Source organism: Prosthecobacter gellanilyticus (assembly GCF_007992435.1).
Lineage (GTDB): Bacteria > Verrucomicrobiota > Verrucomicrobiia > Verrucomicrobiales > Verrucomicrobiaceae > Prosthecobacter > Prosthecobacter gellanilyticus.
Genome location: NZ_BKAG01000002.1, coordinates 332,779 through 350,811 on the forward strand (window position 1 = coordinate 332,779; position 18,033 = coordinate 350,811).

Annotated in this window: 15 protein-coding genes; 7 read left to right on the forward strand and 8 right to left on the reverse strand. The window is 59.1% G+C overall.

Translation table 11 applies throughout. The features are described 5' to 3' along the window. The gene (locus BGE01nite_RS02775; RefSeq protein ID WP_146848732.1) at window positions 1-918 is read right to left on the reverse strand and encodes a D-alanyl-D-alanine carboxypeptidase family protein; all 918 of its coding nucleotides are present in this window, start codon (window positions 916-918) and stop codon (window positions 1-3) included. 292 nt (window positions 919-1,210) lie between these two features. Then, on the reverse strand, window positions 1,211-2,368 hold the full coding sequence (locus BGE01nite_RS02780; protein ID WP_146848733.1) for a hypothetical protein: 1,158 nt from the start codon (window positions 2,366-2,368) through the stop codon (window positions 1,211-1,213). 224 nt (window positions 2,369-2,592) lie between these two features. On the opposite strand from BGE01nite_RS02780, the gene BGE01nite_RS02785 reads away from it, so the two are divergent. Together BGE01nite_RS02785 and BGE01nite_RS02790 are read left to right on the forward strand one after the other, a co-directional pair. Next, on the forward strand, window positions 2,593-4,827 hold the full coding sequence (locus tag BGE01nite_RS02785) for a sensor histidine kinase (protein ID WP_146848734.1): 2,235 nt from the start codon (window positions 2,593-2,595) through the stop codon (window positions 4,825-4,827). Beyond that, window positions 4,824-5,435, forward strand: a complete 612-nt coding sequence (locus BGE01nite_RS02790) for a response regulator transcription factor (protein WP_146848735.1) — start codon at window positions 4,824-4,826, stop codon at window positions 5,433-5,435. The genes BGE01nite_RS02785 and BGE01nite_RS02790 overlap by 4 nt, the downstream gene beginning before the upstream one ends. A gap of 186 nt (window positions 5,436-5,621) precedes the next feature. On the opposite strand, the gene BGE01nite_RS02795 is transcribed toward BGE01nite_RS02790, so the two are convergent. Then, a complete protein-coding gene (locus BGE01nite_RS02795) occupies window positions 5,622-6,311 on the reverse strand; it encodes a hypothetical protein (protein ID WP_146848736.1) in 690 nt (229 codons plus the stop codon). A gap of 420 nt (window positions 6,312-6,731) precedes the next feature. After that, complete coding sequence (locus BGE01nite_RS02800; RefSeq protein WP_281292026.1) at window positions 6,732-8,786, reverse strand: sodium-translocating pyrophosphatase; 2,055 nt, start codon at window positions 8,784-8,786, stop codon at window positions 6,732-6,734. A 132-nt stretch (window positions 8,787-8,918) separates the two neighbouring features. Here BGE01nite_RS02800 and BGE01nite_RS02805 point away from each other — a divergent pair, with 132 nt between their 5' ends. Next, window positions 8,919-9,641: a YwaF family protein gene (locus BGE01nite_RS02805; protein WP_146848738.1), complete on the forward strand. Its 723-nt coding sequence runs from the start codon at window positions 8,919-8,921 to the stop codon at window positions 9,639-9,641. A gap of 58 nt (window positions 9,642-9,699) precedes the next feature. Here BGE01nite_RS02805 and der read toward each other — a convergent pair whose 3' ends face one another. The 4 genes from der to queG form a co-directional block, all read right to left on the reverse strand. Next, complete coding sequence (der, locus tag BGE01nite_RS02810) at window positions 9,700-11,127, reverse strand: ribosome biogenesis GTPase Der (RefSeq protein ID WP_146848739.1); 1,428 nt, start codon at window positions 11,125-11,127, stop codon at window positions 9,700-9,702. 496 nt (window positions 11,128-11,623) lie between these two features. Further along, complete coding sequence (locus BGE01nite_RS02815) at window positions 11,624-13,162, reverse strand: sulfatase family protein (RefSeq protein WP_146848740.1); 1,539 nt, start codon at window positions 13,160-13,162, stop codon at window positions 11,624-11,626. An 80-nt stretch (window positions 13,163-13,242) separates the two neighbouring features. Continuing rightward, complete coding sequence (locus BGE01nite_RS02820; protein WP_170266548.1) at window positions 13,243-13,689, reverse strand: DUF2452 domain-containing protein; 447 nt, start codon at window positions 13,687-13,689, stop codon at window positions 13,243-13,245. Then, window positions 13,676-14,749 carry a tRNA epoxyqueuosine(34) reductase QueG gene (queG, locus tag BGE01nite_RS02825; RefSeq protein ID WP_146848742.1) on the reverse strand — a complete coding sequence of 358 codons (1,074 nt, stop codon included), beginning with the start codon at window positions 14,747-14,749 and terminating at the stop codon, window positions 13,676-13,678. Before queG ends, BGE01nite_RS02820 begins: the two co-directional genes overlap by 14 nt. Before the next feature lie 196 nt (window positions 14,750-14,945). On the opposite strand from queG, the gene BGE01nite_RS02830 reads away from it, so the two are divergent. The 4 genes from BGE01nite_RS02830 (at window position 14,946) to BGE01nite_RS02845 (ending at window position 18,025) form a co-directional block, all read left to right on the forward strand. Further along, window positions 14,946-15,830, forward strand: coding sequence for a DUF4365 domain-containing protein (locus BGE01nite_RS02830; RefSeq protein ID WP_146848743.1), 885 nt, complete (start codon window positions 14,946-14,948; stop codon window positions 15,828-15,830). A 28-nt stretch (window positions 15,831-15,858) separates the two neighbouring features. Then, complete coding sequence (locus tag BGE01nite_RS02835; RefSeq protein WP_170266549.1) at window positions 15,859-16,422, forward strand: GNAT family N-acetyltransferase; 564 nt, start codon at window positions 15,859-15,861, stop codon at window positions 16,420-16,422. Window position 16,423: 1 nt separating this feature from the next. After that, window positions 16,424-16,897 carry a hypothetical protein gene (locus tag BGE01nite_RS02840; protein WP_146848745.1) on the forward strand — a complete coding sequence of 158 codons (474 nt, stop codon included), beginning with the start codon at window positions 16,424-16,426 and terminating at the stop codon, window positions 16,895-16,897. A 657-nt stretch (window positions 16,898-17,554) separates the two neighbouring features. Beyond that, window positions 17,555-18,025 (forward strand): hypothetical protein, encoded by a 471-nt coding sequence (locus tag BGE01nite_RS02845; protein WP_146848746.1) that lies wholly within the window; start codon window positions 17,555-17,557, stop codon window positions 18,023-18,025. Window positions 18,026-18,033: the final 8 nt, after the last annotated feature.

Genomic DNA, 18,033 nt, shown 5'->3' on the forward strand with positions numbered 1-18,033 from the left:
TCAATCCCGTTTTCCCCACACCCAGCGAAACAAATTCCGGTTATCCGCAAACCGCGCCTCCTCGGAGGCGGACCCGAGCGTCACCACGATGAACCCGCGTCCCTCATAGGACCCCGTGGCCACGAGACACGCCCCCGCGCTTGTCGTGGTCCCAGTCTTCACACCATCATAGTTGGCCAGCTTCAGCAGCTCATTGCTGTTCTTCCACTCCGCCTCGCGCTCTTTCTTGTTAGGCATCCGGATCTGCGCCCGATGTGTCTGCGCCGCAACTACCTCGCGAAACAGCGCATGCTTGCGCGCCGCCAGCGTGAGCTTCACCAGATCACGCGCGGTGGTGGTGTAGTCCGTTTCCGCGCCGCCATCCCCAAAGGGAATGCGATACGTGGAGTCAGTCATACCGAGCCTCCCAGCCGTGCGGTTCATCTCCGCGATGAAGTTGGCCCTTGAGGCATAGGCCGGAGCCTTCACCCCCTTAGGTGTCTCCTCACCAGGTGCGGCCAGACGCGAATGGAAGTGCTCGGCAAAGGCGTTTCCCATGTCATTGCCAGAGGGAAGCATGAGCGCATAGAGACCATCACGCACCTGCACCTTCTCACCCGCCTTGACATCGGCCGTGGATCCAGCGGTGCTGTCCGCCAGCTTGGAAATGCTCACCCATTCATCCAGTACCGCCGGATCCTTCTGAACCAGTTCCAGCACCACGTAGGCACACATGATCTTGGTCGTGCTCGCCGCCTTGCGCGGTTCATTAGCCAGCAACGAGGCGACCTCCTGACCGCTCTCAAGATCAGCAATGATCCATGACTTCGCCGTCACCGCCGGTGGCCCCGCCAGATCCTCCGTCGGCCGGTCAGCCGCAAAGCACTTCAAGCTGAAGACGCTAAAGACGAGAACAAAACAGCGAGAGAATGACATCATGAGTTCAGCCTGAACGGCCCAAACCTGAGTGGCAACCCAGAAACGAAGCAAGCCACGGATAGATCATCACACCTTCGAGCACCCATCCCTCAAAGCGCCAACGTGCGCGTCCCATCAAAGCCTGGGGTTTCAACCCCAGGGACGGGCAGCCTCACAGACCGCAAAGCGCTGAAAGCGCGTGTCATGCACTCATCGGGACGAAAAATCGCACCATTCCAAGATGGTCATAAGAGGCACTTCAGCGCGGCTCATCTGTCGACGAGTCGCGCCTACTATCTGCCCCCTGAGGGACTCATCCCTGTGCCGCTTCAGCCGCCTGTTTCGCCTCCTCCTTCTTCCGCTTCTCCTCAGCCTCCATCGCCGCCTTCTCAGCGGCCATGACAGCCATGGCAGAGGCCCGGCGTGCCCGATCCTTGGCTTCCTGCTCAGCGCGCGCCTTGGCCTGTGCGGCTTCACGGCGTGCCTTCGCTTCTTCCTCGGCCTTGCGGGCCACTTCCTTCTCAGCGTCCTGACGAATCTTCAGCGCCGCAGCCGCCGCTCTCACGGCTTCAAGTTCCAGCTTCGCCTGCGCGCGCTCAGCCTCACGCACGGCTTCCTTCTCGGCATCCGCCTTGGCCTTGGCTTCCGCAGCAATCCTGCGTGCCTCTTCCTTCTCCGCCTGCAGGCGTGCCTTCTCAGCCGCCTTTTCCGCATCGGCCTGCTCTTTGGCAATGCGCGCCGCTTCCTTCTCAGCCGCCGCTTGAGCCTTGGCCTCGGCAGCCGCCACACGGGCAGCTTCCTTCTCGGCCTGAAGGCGAGCCTTCTCAGCCGCTGCTGCGGCAGCGGCCTCTTCCTTGGCCACACGAGCAGCCTCCTTCTCTTCAGCCGCTTTGATGCGTGCCTCAGCTGCCGCCAGGTTCGCCGCATCTCTCTCGGCCTGTAGACGAGCCTTCTCGGCCGCCTTCTCAGCGTCCGCCTGTTCCTTGGCCAGACGCGCCGCTTCCTTCTCAGCTTCGGCCTTTGCCTTCGCCTCGATGGCTGCCAGCTTCGCCGCCTCTTTCTCAGCCAGGATCCGGGCTTTCTCGGCAGCCTTTTCTGCCTCCGCCTGCTCCTTGGCAATGCGCGCCGCTTCCTTCTCCTCCAGAGCCTTGATGCGCGCCTCGGCAGCCGCCAGCTTCGCCGCTTCCTTCTCGGCGGCCTGGCGCGCTTTCTCAGCAGCCTTTTCTGCGATCTCATGCTCACGGGCCAGGATCAACGCCTCGCGGGAGGCGATGTCAGCCGCCAGCTTCGCTTCCTGAGCCTCCGCCAGATGCGCCGCAAAGGCGCGCAACTGCCGCCCCAGTTCAGTGGCGGTCTCGGTCAGCACGGGAGCTGCCTCGGCATGGACTTTGTTCAGCACCTCCAGTGTTTCGAGCTTGGCGGCGGTGTCGTTGAGAAGGGCGGTAAATTTGGGATCGAGCTTGGTCGTCATCGATGGGGTCGGAAAGTAGGGGGAGAACAGCCATGAATGGTGACTCTTGGCCTCCTGTAAAGCACCTTCCGAAACACCTTTTCGCTCTCTCCCGCAGCAGCCCGCTCCGGCCTCCTACTTTGGAGGTAGTCATTAGTGAAATGTCTTGTGGCACCCGGACCTCCCCGCGATTCTTTTTGTGAGATCTCCCGATCTGTCCCGCAGTCTCCAGGCCCCGCTCTCCCATGATTCACCGTCTCCCAGCCGTCGTGCTGCTGGCAGCCATGCTGTGCATGGCCGGGACTTTGTGCGGGCAGGGGCCAAACTCCGGGCTGGCCATGGCTGACTCGGTGCCTTTGATGACCATCAAAGAGATCCGCACCAAGAACAAGGCGAACATTCCCGCCGCCGTGCGCGGCGTGGTCACTGCCATGGATGTGGTGCGCATCTATGTGCAGGACGAGACCGGGGCCATCGGCGTCATCCGCGCGGCCGTCTTCCAGCCCGTGGCTCCGGGAGACTACGTGGAGATCAAAGGCACCACCACGGGGCAGGGGGCCGGGCTTGGCCTCAATGGCCTTTCGCTGACCAAGACCGGCATCGCAGCACTGCCAGCGACAAAGACCTTCACCGGGGAGCAGCTGGATGCCAGCGAGTCGCAGCATCAGCGCGTGCGCGTGACAGGCACGGTGCATGAGGTCGGTGTCAGCAGCGGCATGCTGGTCCTCCAGGTGCAGTCCGGCAGCGCCTCCTTCATCGCCATGTGGCCCGGTTATCAGCCCCATTCGGAAACTCGCGTGCTCGCTCCGCGCATGGATCTCATGGATGCGGATGTGGAGCTCGTGGGGGCCGCCGTGCCGCAGTTTAGCCAGGCGGGCTATCGCAATGGCTTCCGGCTGATCATGGCCTCTGCGGATCCGGAGGATTTGAAGGTACTGAAGAATGGCTCGCCAGACATCTTTACCCGCCCGTTGCGCACGCTGGAGAGCTTCCGCGGCATGACCTCTCATCAGAACCAGCGTCACCTCATCAAGGGCGTCGTGACTTACTGGTCGGATGCTGGCTGGTTTCATCTGCAGGACGAGACGGGCACCGCCCGCGTGAACAACGCGGACTTCATGCCGCAGCAGATCGGCTGGCTGTATCGCAGTGATCGTTCTGAGCCTCAGCTTTCTCCCGGTGACATCGTGGAGGTCGTCGGCATGCCCGAGGTCAAATCCACCGGCAGCATCTCCTTCACCCGCTGTGAGTGGCGCCAGACCGGTCATGCCGAGCCGCCGCCCTTCCTGGCTGCCTCGGCCTCCGCCATTATCAAAGGTGGTTATGATGGCAGGCCGGTATCCGTGACCGGTCGCGTGGTGGATGTGGACATCTCCACGGATTACCAGGGCTTTGCCGTCCACACCTTCTGGATGCAGTCGGAAGGGGTCGACTTCAGCGCCATTGTGCAGATGCGCCGGAAGGCCAAGGCCCCCGTGAAAGTGGGGGATTACGCGCACATGACCGGCGTGGTGACCACTGCGCCAAACGTCGTCGGGCGCACGCCTTTCCGGATCAATCTGAATGACATGGAAAGCATCCACAGCCTGCCGCCGCCACCCGCGTGGAGAAGTGCCAAAGTCATCCGCTGGGTGCTGGTCGGGGCTGCGGTGCTCGGGTTCGGGGTCATGTGGATCTTTGTGCTGCGCAGGCAGGTGGCTCAGCAGACCGCCCAGCTTCGCAAGAACGCCTTCCAGCTTCAGGAGCAGCTCGATCAGGAAAAGGAGCTGAGCGAGATGAAAAGCCGCTTCGTCTTCACGGTCAGTCATGAGTTCCGCAATCCTCTGGCCATCATCATGTCCTGCAGTGATGTGCTGCAGCGTGCGAAGGGCAAGCTCACACCCGAGGAGCATGAGCGCCAGATCAGCGGCATCCAGCTGAACGTGCGCCGCATGGCGGACATGATGGAGGAGGTGCTCCTGCTCGGCCGTGCCGAGGCGGGCCGTCTGCCGTGCAATCCGGAGCCGGTGAACATGCAGTCCTTCTGCCAGCGTCTTGTAGACCAGATCCGCTCCGTCAGTGATGCCCGCTGCCCTATCGAACTTTGCGTTGAGAAGACCCTCCCGAACCTCATGCTGGACACCAGTATGCTGCATCACATCCTCGGAAACCTCATCAGCAATGCCGTCAAATACTCCCCTCCCGGCCTCTGCGTGGATGTGAATGTCTGCCTGGATGACATCGGCGTCTGCTTCACCATTCATGACCAGGGCATGGGCGTGCCCACCATGGACCGTCCGCGTATTTTCGAGCCCTTCCACCGCGGCAGCAATGTCGGCGAAACCGCCGGCACTGGTCTCGGCCTCGCCATCGCGGAACGCTGCGCCCGCGCGCATGGCGGCAGCATCACCTGCGAGAGCGACCCCGGTGATGGCACCACTTTCTGCGTCCATCTTCCGGCCACCATCGCCACCACCAAGCCATCCCTTGCCCCCTCATGAAAATCCTGGTCATCGAAGACGAGCCCCTCACCCGGGAAAACATAGCCCTCATCCTGCGCATGGAGGGTTATGACACCTGCACCGCCTCGGATGGTGGCAAGGGCATCGCCGCCGCCATCTCGGAGAAGCCTGATCTGATCCTGTGTGACATCACCATGCCCGACACCGATGGTTATTCCGTGCTCACCCAGGTCCGTCGGAATGAAAATCTGCGCCACACGCCCTTCATCTTTCTCACCGCGCGCGGTGATCGTGCCGACCTTCGCCAGGGCATGAATCTTGGTGCCGACGACTACCTCACCAAGCCTGCGAGCGCCGCGGAGATCATCGATGCCATCCGCGCCCGTCTTCAGCGTGAAACCATGCGCGAGAGCGGCTTCTCACCCGACTTCAGTTCCCCCGAACCTCTGCAAAAGCTCGGCATCACTCCTCGTGAGGCCGAGGTGCTCCTCTGGGTCGCTCAGGGCAAGTCCAACGGCGAGATCGGCGCCATCATCCAGGCCACCGAAAACACCGTGAAGAAGCACGTCCAGCACATCTTCGAAAAACTCGGCGTCGAAAGCCGCAACGCCGCCTCCCTCATCGCCCTCGAGAAGCTCAGCTCCTAGAGTGACAGGGTTTGATTGATCAAGCCTAACTAAAAATATCGCAAACGTATCTGCTGGGGCCATCTGTGTCCTCTGCGTTATCTGCGGTCAAAAAACGCGCATCACGACCACAAGCACAGACATCTCAGATGGCCGGCTCCCGACTATCTGTGCCCTCTGCGTCATCTGCGGTTAAAAAGGATCGGCTCAAAACCCCGCCGCAGTCAAAGCCGACCTTAGCTTCGCTTTGCCATCGCTTTCAATCACCTCCCCGTGACCCACGATCACGCGATCAAAGTCCCAGCCCAGGATCTCCGCCATTGAGTCCTTGAAGGCCTCCACATCCTTGATGCCTGCCTTGAACGGACGTGTCATGCCAGGATGATGCTCTCCGCCAATCGCCACGCGCAGCAGCAGCTCCGTCCACAGCGGCTGATGGTCGTCAAAATTGAAGACGAGCTCCGTCAGCACCAGCGTGCGTGATGGCACATGCAGCAGCGCCGTGTCTCGTGCCACTGGTGCCCCTTGGATCTCATGCGCCAGGACCTCACCGCTCCATTCACTCGGCGCAGGCATGATCGGCTCCGTGGCAAACCCCACGGCCTCAGAAAAGCCTGGTGGCGCCAGATAAGGAATGATGGGGAAAGCCGCGCGCCCTTCCTTTGCAAACGTGTCATGCCGCAAAATACCATCCAGCAGCCACCCAGGCTCTCCCAGCGCCCGAATCGCCGCCACATCACCATGGGTAAACGGTGCTGTGGAGTGAATGATCAGCTTCCCCGACTGCAGCCGGATGATCGTCACCACCCTCAACAAATCCGCCCCGAGCATTTTCAGCGGATAAGCCTTCCGCCAGAGATTCGGCGCCAGTTCACGAAATTCAGAGTTCGTTTCCATATGCGTTGGATCGTTTCGTCCGATGATTCTACGTGCATGGAAGCAACCAGGACATCTTAACCGCAGATGACACAGATATCTCAGATGGACCTGATTGGATCATCTGCGCCCTTTGCGTTATCTGCGGTTAAAAACCTCTGGTATGTGACCTTTGCGCGCCCCGATTCACCCCAGATGATCCAAATATCTCATATGACCGGCTCCCGACCATCTGTGCCCTCTGCGTTATCTGCGGTTAAAAACCTCTGGTATGTGACCTTTGCGCGTCCCGATTCACCCCAGATGATACAAATATCTCAGATGACCGGCTCCCGACCATCCGTGCCCTCTGCGTTATCTGCGGTTAAAAATCCCTGACACACGACCACAAAAAAGGCGCGGAGCATTGCCCCGCGCCTCGCTTGAAAACCTTGTGATCTCTTACTTGAAGAACAGTGGGATCACCAGAATCGCCAGCACGTTCACGACCTTGATCATCGGGTTCACGGCAGGGCCGGAGGTGTCCTTGTAAGGATCGCCCACGGTGTCACCGGTCACGGCAGCGGCATGCGCGAAGCTGCCTTTGCCACCGTGGTTGCCTTCTTCCACATACTTCTTGGCGTTGTCCCAGGCACCACCGGCGCTAGTCATCGCGATACCGACAAAGAGACCGGTGACGATGGTGCCGATGAGCAGACCACCGAGAGCTTCTTTACCCAGGAAGGCCACGCCAACCACAAACACGATCGGCAGCAGCGCTGGCACGATCATCTGCTGCAGCGCAGCCTTGGTCACGATGTCCACGCACTGGCCGTATTCAGGCTTTTCAGTGCCATTGAGGATGCCTGGCTTCAGCGCGATCTGGCGGCGCACTTCCAACACCACAGCTCCAGCGGCGCTGCCCACGGCGTCCATGCCGAAAGCAGTGAAGAGGTAAGGCAGAAGACCACCGATGAACATGCCGATGATGACCTTTGGATTCATGAGATCAAAGACGACCTCATCCAGCTTCAGGAAGGATTTCAATTCTTCGACGTAGCTGCCGAAGAGCACCATGGCGGCCAGACCGGCGGAAGCGATGGCGTACCCCTTGGTCACGGCCTTCATCGTGTTGCCCACAGCATCCAGTTCGTCGGTGATCTTGCGCACATCTTCCGGCAGACCGGACATCACGGCGATACCGCCGGCGTTGTCAGTGATGGGGCCGAAGGCGTCCAGAGAGATGATGATGCCGCTCAGGCTGAGCATGGAGACCACGGCGATGGCAATACCGTAGAGACCGGCGAGATCCCAGCAGGTCCAGATGGAGGCCGCGATGCAAAGCACCGGCAGAAGTGTGGCATGGTGACCCACGCTGATGCCCGCGATGATGTTCGTGGCGTGACCGGTTTCAGAAGCCTTGGCAATGCGGCGCACGGGATTGTGAGCGGTGCTGGTGAAGTAGTTCGTGATCCACACCACGGCGAAGGTGAGCGCCAGACCGATCAGCGTGCAGTAAAAGAGAGCGGAAGGCGTGACGGCGATGCCAGCCATGGTCACCGGAGCGGTGAAGATGGCGCTGGTCGCAAACTTGAAGAGGATGGCGGCCACAATGCCGGACACAGCCACACCACCGACGAGGGCAGGGGTGGCCTTCTGCTTCACGAAGTTCACCCAGCCAATGCCGAGAAGGGAGGCGATGATGGACAGGCCGCAAAGCACGAAAGGATAAACCAGCACCGCGTGGTTGCCTTCAGGAGCCGTGAGGTGGCCCACGAAGAGGGCACCGATGAGGCTCACCGCATAGGTCTCAAACACGTCAGCGGCCATGCCTGCGCAGTCACCCACATTGTCGCCCACGTTGTCGGCGATGGTGGCTGGGTTGCGAGGATCGTCTTCGTTCAGGTTCTGCTCGATCTTGCCCACGAGGTCAGCACCCACGTCAGCAGCCTTGGTGTAGATGCCGCCGCCGAGACGGGCAAACACGGAGATCAGCGAGCTGCCCAGGGCCAGGCCGATGAGGGCATCAATGCTGGCCTTGGTGCTGTACATCTTTTCCACCACGAGGAAGAAGAGACCCACGGAGAGCAGACCGAGCGCCACCACCAGCAGGCCGGTCACGGCACCGCCGTTGAAGGCGATCTTCAGCGCCGGATGAGCGCCGATCCTGGCAGCCCAGGCAGTGCGGACGTTCGCACGCACGGCCACCATCATGCCGATGTAACCGGCCACCAGGGAGCAGACTGCGCCGACCACGAAACCTGCACTGGCGAGACCACCGCGGATGAAATACACGGCCACAAAGATGACCACGGCGATCAGGCTCACCGCACGGATCTGACGGTTCAGATAAGCCTTGGCACCTTGCTGGATGGCACCACCGATCTCGGCCATCTTTTCATTGCCCGCAGAGGCTCCCATGACGTTGCGGATGAGCAGGATCGCGAAAGCCAAGCCCACAACTGCGAGGGCAAGGGAGGTCGGAATGCCTTGGGTAAGGAGGAATGACAAGTTCACAGGTGGGAGGGCGGATGGTTGGTTGGGAAAAAGCGGCGGAGTCTAGCGGGTCGTCATGCACTGGCAACAGCCTTTTCCACATCGGCTATAATCATCTTTTCCTTCCGCCAGAAGCGGCCAAGATAGGTCTTAATGTTATCTTCAGTCCCTTTTCATGCCTTCAGCCCGAGTCATCAGTGGGTGCTGGCCTTGACGGTCCTCTCCATCATCCTGCTCGCCATCCTGCGCCGCTGGTCCCCAAAAATGGCCGTTTTGGGTGAGAAAATCCTAGGGTCCCTCCTCCTCACGACCTGGCCGGCCAGCATGGCCGGGCACCTCCTCGCGGGAGATTTTACCATGGACAATGCCTTGCCCTGTCATTTTTGCGATATCGCCGCCATCAGCGGAGGCATCGCCCTCTGGACCCAGAACCGCACCGCCAGTGAGATCCTCTACTTCTTCGGCCTCGCAGGCACTCTTCAGGGCCTGATCACGCCTAACCTGAAGGCTGATTTCCCGGACATGCGCTTCCTGGCCTTCTTCATGACCCACGCCGGGGTCGTGATCGCTGCCATCCATGTCACGACCGCCATGGGTTGCCCTCCTCGTCGCGGCTGCCTGCCCCGCATGGTCGCCCTCACTCTTTCCTATGCCGCTCTGGCGGGTCTGGTGAACAAGGTCTGCAGCACGAACTACGGTTTCCTCTGCCACAAGCCTGAGGCCGCCAGCCTCATGGACCACCTCGGTGCCTGGCCCTGGTACATCGCCAGCATGGTCGGCCTCTGCGTGGTCTTCTACTCCATCCTCTACTTCCCCTTCTTCCTGCTACGGAAGTGGCAGGAACGGAAAGTCATGGTCTCCAGCCCAGGTGTCTGAAGCAATCAGACATCCGTGATCTCAGCGCTATCTGCGGTTAGAATTCTTGAGAGCAGGTCTAAGACTTGCCCTTCCCGCCTCGCGCGCCTTTTCCACCGACTCGGTTGCCGGTGGCCTTGGGGTCCTTGCCGCGCACGCTCATGCGGAAGGGCACACCTGGGGCGGGCCATTCCGTGCGGATCACGCTCTCCAGGAAGCGCAGGTAGCTTTCTGTCATCTTGGTGGCGCGGTTGGCAAACATCACAAAGTGCGGCACTGGCACCTGTGCGTATTCATCCGTGTCACCCACCTGCGTGACGTAGAGCAGCTTGAAGGCATAGCGGCTGCGCCCAAGCGGCCCCGGCGTGTTTTCAATCGCCTCATGAAGCAGGCGGTTCAGCACGCCTGTGCCGATGCGTGTCTGCACGCCTTTGCGCACGGCCTCGATCTGCACGAAGAGCTTTCCGATGTTGTCCTTCTCCTTCGCGGAGGTGGCCACCAGCGGCGCATAAGTCAGGAAGAAGAACTCGCGGCCCATCATCTCCTTCAGCTCGTCCAGGCGGTCTTTCTGCTTCGCGGTCGGATGGAACAGGTCAAACTTGTTCATCACCAGGATGCACGGCTTCTTCTCTTCCAAAATGAGCTGGGCGATCTTGCGGTCCTGCATCTTCGCACCCTCGGCGCAATCCACCACCAGCAGGCAGATGTCTGCACGCTTGATGGCCTGATAGCTCCGCTGGATGGAAAAGATCTCCACATCCGTGTCCACCTTCGCCTGACGGCGGATGCCTGCGGTATCAATGAGCTGGTACTGCTTGCCGTTGAAGGTGCAGTGGATGTCCAAACTGTCGCGCGTGGTGCCAGCCACCTCGCTCACAATGGCTCGCTCCTGGCCCAGGATGGCATTCACCAGGGAGGACTTGCCTGCGTTCGGTCGACCAATGATCGCCAGCTTCAGCGGGCGGTTGCGGCGCTGCTCCTGCACCTCATTTTCTTCTTCCTCGCTGATCTCCCTGAGCTCCAGCTTTTCTGAAATCATGTCCACCAGCGGATCGATGCCGAATCCGTGCACCGCGCTGACTTCGGCGATGTCTTCAAAGCCCAGTCGGGAGAACTCGCCAGAGCCTAGGCGGCGCTTCTCCGAGTCCGCTTTGTTGCAGACCAGGATCACTGGCTTGCGGGTGCGGCGCATGATGGTCGCCAGGGTCTGGTCAATGGGCGAGACACCCTCAAACACATCCACCACGAAGAGCAGCAGGTCCGCCACATCCAGGGCGATGCTCGCCTCCACCTGCACCTGCTCGGTCAGGATGTCTTCCGTGTTAGCGCCGATACCGCCCGTGTCCATGATCTGGAACACCTGCGGTCCGCGACGGCACTCCGCCGTGATGCGGTCACGCGTCACCCCGGCCAGATCATGCACGATGGAGATGTTCAGCCCGGCGAGGCGGTTGAACAGGGCAGATTTGCCCACATTCGGGCGGCCAACGATGGCGACAGTTTTCATTTTCGAGCGGAGGGGCGGTTTTGGGAACCCTTCACATCGTAGCCCGGGAGGTGAATGTCAATGCACAGTAGTCCTCCGGTGTCGAGGGTGGCGCTGCTCCGTGTCTAAAATATTCAAATCGAACAGGTTAGCAGGCGCTCATGAGTGTCGCCCTGTGTCCGAATGATCATCTTAGACGGAGAGTATAAACGGAAGCAAAGATCAGTAGAATCCAAAATTGGGTTCCCCAATACATTCTCCAGTCCTTCCCGACAGGCCAGCAATGGGTGGTTAGCATCAATTCAGCAAGAATAAGGGCCATGAAAAAAAAGCCCCACTTTAACCGTGGAAATTGTTGGGCCAAAGGCACCCACGTTGATACCAGAGCCAGGACAGCACACATGACGGCAAAGGTGAGAGCTTCGCGATTAAAGGCAGGCATTTTCATGGTCGTCATTCGATGGCGTTGGGGCTGGCAAATCGAGATGCACCCGCGTCGTCACCAAAGGTGTGGCGGCTACTGCACAACCCTCGTCCGCCCCTTCGTGAGGATCTCCTCCATCTTCGCCTTCATCTCCTCCAGCTTCCCCGCCTCCTGGGCCGCCAGATCCTTCGTCTCCGCCGGATCATCCGTCAGCCGATAAAGCCGAAACGGTCCCTTGCCACCGGCCTCGGCCGCCTTCTTCCGGCTCACCGTGGCCTGCGTTTTGACCTGATTTTTCTGCTTCACCAGCTTCCACTCACCCACACGCAGTCCCAGGTTCACCCCATTGTTGTCCTGCTGTAGCAGATGGTCACGCCCCTTCGCTCCAGCCTCTCCCAGCAGGGCAGGCAGCACATTCAGACTGTCCAGGCAGCCATTCTCCGGCAAAGCCGCTCCCGTCAGCGCCGCGAAACTCGCCGCGAGGTCCACGGTGCACGCAACTTCGTCCGAAACTCCCGGCTTCACCCGGCCCGGCCAGCTCACGATGAAAGGCGTGCGCGTGCCACCCTCCAGCACGCTATATTTGCCACCGCTGAAAGGTCCCGCAGGCTGGTGATCGCCCAGCTTTTCCACGGCACCATCTTTGTAGCCATCATCCAGCACCGGCCCGTTGTCGGAGCAGATCACGATCAGCGTGTTTTCGGCGATCTTGAGCCGCTCCAGCGTCTTGCGGATCTCACCCACTGTCGCATCAAACTCCACGATGCTGTCGCCTCGCAGCCCGAGCTTCGTCTTCCCCTGGAAGCGCTCATGCGGCATGCGCGGCACATGGATGTCATGGCTGGCCAGATAGAGGAAAAACGGCCCATCCTTGTGCGCTTCAATCCATGAATTGGAGCGTTTCACCCATTCATCCCCCAGATCCTCATCCCGGAAGCGTGCCGCCACACCCCCCGTGTAAAACCCGATGCGGCTGATGCCATTGTGGATCGTCTGGTTATGCCCATGGCTCCAGTCCAGCTTCAGGGTATCGCGATTCTTCAGTCCCGTGGGATGATTCTCATCCGGGGCCGTGTCACCCACCCAGAGCGGATCCTTCGGATCCAGGTTCAGCACCCGATGATCATGCACATACACCTGCGGCACACGGTCGTTTGTGGTCGGCAGCAGATGACAATGATCAAAGCCGATCTCCAGCGGTCCCGGCTTCAACTCCCCGTTCCAGTCCGGCTTCGGATCCCCCAGCCCGAGATGCCACTTCCCAATCGCTGCCGTGGCATAACCAACTTTCTTCAAAAGCGACGCAATCGTTTCCGTGCCCGGCTTGATGATCGCGGGCCCATTCGGCGGCGCGATGCCCGTGCCCTTCTGGCGAAACGCATAAGTCCCTGTCAGCAGCGAAAACCGCGTAGGCGTGCAGGTCGAGGCCGAGCAATACCCACTGGTAAACCGCAGCCCTTCCGCCGCGATCTTGTCAATGTTCGGCGTCGTCAGTTCCGTGGCCCCATAGCAGCTCAGATCCCCATACCCCAGGTCATCCGCGATGATCACAATGATGTTCGGCTTCTCCGCCGCCGGAAGCGTGGAAAAGGAAACAAGGCCAAGGAGAAGAACTAAAAAGGGTCGGAACATGGCCAGAAAGAACGATCTCCATCGCAGAGGCTTGCGACAAAATGAGACCTGCCTTCCTCAGGTTCGTCATTCGGATTTCGTCATTCCCCATCCACCGTCGTGCTGACATAAGCCCGAATATCAAAGTCCTCCGCCACCTTCTCCACCTGCCAGCGCCGGTCCGCATTCAGCCGGAAGGTCCCCAGCCAGCGCTGGTGCCAGCCCTGTGGCTCGATCATGCTGAGCTGCCGTTTGCCATTGATCTCATAGAGATGATACAGCTCGCCTACCACCGGCTCGAAGTTGAAGTGCGCCTCATAGACCAGCTTGTTCCAGTTGAAGGCATCAATGATCTTCATGTAGGCCTCGCGCAGCTCCACCATCTCCTGTTGCAGTTCGCGCTCCACCCGCGTGATGCCATAACTTTTAAAGCTCGTCAGGTCCTGCGGCACAATCTTCGCCGCCAGCCGTGAGGCAGGGTAGGGCAGATAGTTCGCGCGCGGCTCGGTCTGCGAGAGATCGATATCGATGGGATCAATTTGAGACATGGGATTCGGGAGACTCATAGTACGCCGGAGCCTCGTGACTGGTTTGATTTCTCTGACGAATCTCCTCCACCGCCCACGCCGCATGCTCGGCGATCAACGGATGAGGATCATCCACCAGCGGCAGCAGGGCAGGGAGGTCCTCTGCCGTCCCCACGTTCCCCAGCACCACACACACATTGCGCAAAAACGCGTGCCGCTTGATCCGCTTGATCGGACTCTTCGCAAACAGCGCGCGAAAACTCTCGTCCGTTAGCGTCAGGAAGTCTCGCAGAGACATGCCAAACACACTCTGCCTCGCCTGAAAGGTCGCCTCATGTGAGATCTGCGCGAACTTGTTCCAGGGGCAGGCCGCGAGACAGTCATCACACCCATAAAGCCGGTCACGAATCGCCCGCCGAAACTCCACCGGGATCGATCCCTTGTTCTCGATCGTCAGGTAGCTCACGCATCGTCGCGCATCCAGTCTCCTCGGTGCCGTGATCGCCTGCGTAGGACAGGCCACAATGCATCTCGTGCAGGTCCCGCAGTGATCCTTCGCAGGCGCATCCGGCTCGATCTCCAGTGTCGTGATCAGCTCCGCCAGGAAGAACCATGTGCCTAACTGACGATGAATCTGCATCGTACTCTTCCCGCCCCAGCCCAGGCCTGCCTCCGAAGCCCAGTTGCGCTCCAGCACCGGCCCCGTGTCCACATACCTCCGCTGCACTCCACCTTGCTCGATGAGCCAGGCCTCAAAAGTCTTCAGCTTCGCCTCGATGAGGTCATGGTAGTCATCATTCCACGCATACCGGGCGATGCGATACCCCGGCTCACGCGGCGGTGGCCCCTGGAAATAATTCATCGCCAGCACGATCACACTCTGCGCGCCCTCCTGCACCAGCCTCGGGTCTCCGCGCCGCTCCATGTTCCGCGCCATCCAGGCCATGTCCCCATGCTTCCCCTCCGCCACCCACTGCTCATACAGATCCCGCCTTGCAGCCTCCGCCGCCCTCGCGACACGACAATCCGCAAAGCCCAGTTCCTGGGCCTTGGCGATCAGCCGGGCTTTGAGGTCGTTCATAATTGGAGGGGCAGGCTGCCAACGCCGTTGTCCCTTGCTACTATTGCATGGGATAGAAATCCGTCATCTTCAAGACGCATGGCAGGGACTGGGGAGAGTAGGGGCGTAATGATTCAAGCCTTGCTGTTCTGGGCTTGATTCCAAAGGCTCTGGTTGGCAGAATCCCGCCAAGATCCATCCCATCGCATAAGAACCAATGAATCGAGTAGCGGCCCACATCAGTGAGGACATATCGAGGGCGAAGGCACATGAGTTTTTCTCGCGCCTTGGCTGGGTCGCCAACGACCTGCATCGAGATTATGGAGAGGATATGATGGTTTCAGTCTTCCGTGATGGGTTTGCTACTCCAACACACTTTTTTGTTCAGTTGAAGGCCACCCAGGATATCAATCGACTGTATCGAGCTAAACGTAATGGATTTGCCGTGTCTCTAGATTGTGGCTTGGTTACGAAATGGCTTTCGTCATCGGTAGCAACCATGCTGTTGCTGTATGATCAGGAGAACGATTTGTTCTATTGGGATTATGTTCAGTATGTCATGAGGACTGGCGCCCCAAAGTCGCAAAAGACAGTTTCCGTCACGATTAAACGAGATCGCCTTCTAACTTCAGATTCGGCTTCTGAGATGGCTGGATACGCAGAGCATCGCCTTCAAGGCTATCAGCGCGTTGTTCGGGCGGGTGAAGAGTTGCGGCGAATACTGTTCGAGGACTATGGAATTGCTTCTGATCTTGATCTCGACTCGGAAATTATTCGGCTGCCTTGTGGACGGTTTGATCCCGAGTCTAGCGGGGATTCGCAGCTCTACTTTTTTGGTGAGTTCTGCGACTTAATTGACAAGGTGAATCCAGATGGAAAATGGCCGGTATCTGATGACTATTTTGGACAACTGCTCCGCAACTCAGTTCTCATGAGTCTTGAATTTGCTAAAGGTGTGGCTTTAACGCTTCCCGACCCGATCACAGGGAAGTTAACAGTTTTTGAATCTGATGAGGCGTTTCATGATCGCATGCGCAGGAATGGTGAAATTCCTGTTAGGAACACAATCCGTATCATAGAGGCAAGACGGATCGCCTTGTGAATCCGAAGAATATTCTACGTTCATGTGCATGTCCCTCACCTTTCCCAACCAGATCGAAACCTCCCGCCTGTTCCTTCGAGCGGTTTCGGAGTCTGATCTACCGGCCATGCTCGCCATGAATGGCGACGCAGAAGTCGTGAGATATCTCGGTCACGCACCCTGGGAAGGCATCGAGAAAGCCGAGGCATGGTTTAAACGCGTCTCGGCCCAGGTGACCGCCGGGACAGCGCTGGAACTGGTCCTTGTCTCCAAGGAAACCGGTCAGGTCATTGGTCGCTGCGGTCTCTTTGAATATGAGAAGCCGGATGATCATGCCATGCTCGGCTACATCATGCACCGCGCTCATTGGCGACAAGGCTACATGCGGGAGGCGCTGAGGGCATTTATCGCCCACGGCTTTGACACGATCGGCCTGCGGAGAATCGAGGCCCGTGCTGAAGGTGATAACGTGGCTTCCACCGGCCTGCTCAAATCTCTCGGCTTCACCCAGGAGGGTATCCTCCGTCAGCGCTGGATCACCGAAGGCAAGCCCATGGATGCGCATGTCTTCGGCCTCCTCCAAGGCGAATGGAAAAGCTCCCCTCGTTCGTGACATGAAACTCGCCCTTCAAGTCATGGCCTTCATCTTCCTGGTCTTCGCGATCATCGCGGGGCTCAGCTCGGCACGGGAGTGGATCGTTCTAAAGCAGTTCTCCGGCTACCAGAAGGATCTCTTCACGGTCGAGAGCACAAAGGTCGTTCACGGAAACAATGACGGCACAGACTACTACCTGCGTGGCCATGGCGAGCATGACGCTTATGAGTTCGCCATCTCAGCGGCCAGATACGAGACGTTTCGTTCACCCACGATGGTGGGGCGGCAGGTCGCCGTCTTCAGAAACCCGGCCCTGCCATCTCTCTCGTTTCAGACCGAGAGTGTGAATGTGATTTTTGAGGAAGACTGGCGGGATCGTGCACTTGTCGAGGTCAGTGCGAAGTCGACCTTGTGGATCGCAGGTCTCTCCATGGTGCTCGCCATTCTGGGTTTCTCTCTGATTCGAGTCTTCTTCAAGGCGCATCAAGGGTAGTTGGGCTAAATCACATTCAATGTTAGGTAGCGATCATGACCTATCTCGAATACAAAACCACCCTCCGGCAGCATCTGAAAAAGTATCCCGCCGGTGCCACCTGGGCTAACCTCAGAGACACGCTCAAACTACCCTATGATCGTCCATGCCCCACCTGGACAAGGCAGTTGGAAGAAGAGATTGGCTTGGTCCGGCGTAAGGGCCAAGGCCGCGCTTTGGTGTGGTCGCTCCGATCATAATCCGGTAAATAAAGATTCGTTAGACTCGACAAGAAAACTGACGGCAAGGTAATCTCCTCATCATGAATCCGCGATTCACATCCAATGGAAGAACGAGATGGGAGCAGTCACCCGAGTTTCAGGTGCAGCTCCAGGCAGTTCGTGAGGAAATTCATGCCCGGCATGAAGTCGATCTCGCTAGCGCAGGGTTCGTTGGGAGGCTGCTCATTCGGTGGCGCATGGGCCGTGAGTTTCGGCGTGAACGAAGGCGGCTGCTCCCGTCGTCACAGGCACTCTATGGCTCGGGAATATCGTCAGTGGCTTGAGAGTCTCTTGGAGCGCATCTTTGGTTAGCCGTTCCTTCTCCGCCCAAAGTCGGATGGTGCGGTTCATCGCGGTGAGGTAGTTCATTTCACGTTCGCTGAATGAACGCCTCACTATGATCCGCTCCATCCTATCCACTCTGGTGCTCCTGGTCACGCTGGCATCCGCCAGCCAGCTGGGGCTGATGACTGTCAAGCAACCCCTCTACATGCATGGCTCGGACTCCGATCCGGAGATCGAGATCACGGATGTGCCCGTGGCTTCCTCGGGGTCCTATCCTGAAAGCTTTTTCGCCGCCATCCATACCCCATTCACGCCTCCCACAGATGGTTCCTGGAAGGAGCCGGAGAATGTGAACATGACCTCGCTTTACGGCATTCGTGTCTCGGCCGAGCTCGATAGCGCGGGAGATGTGGAACTGTGGAAGATCACCGTGGATGCCTCCAAGGCCAAACAGCCTGAAGGCTACCCTTTTACGGTGGCGCAGGTCCTTGATGCCACCGTCACCTGCGTCAAGATTATGTGCCCGTACAAGCCCGAAGACGAGCGCAAGGTCACGATCAAGGTGGTGCAGCCGAAGAAGTGATTGTAGAG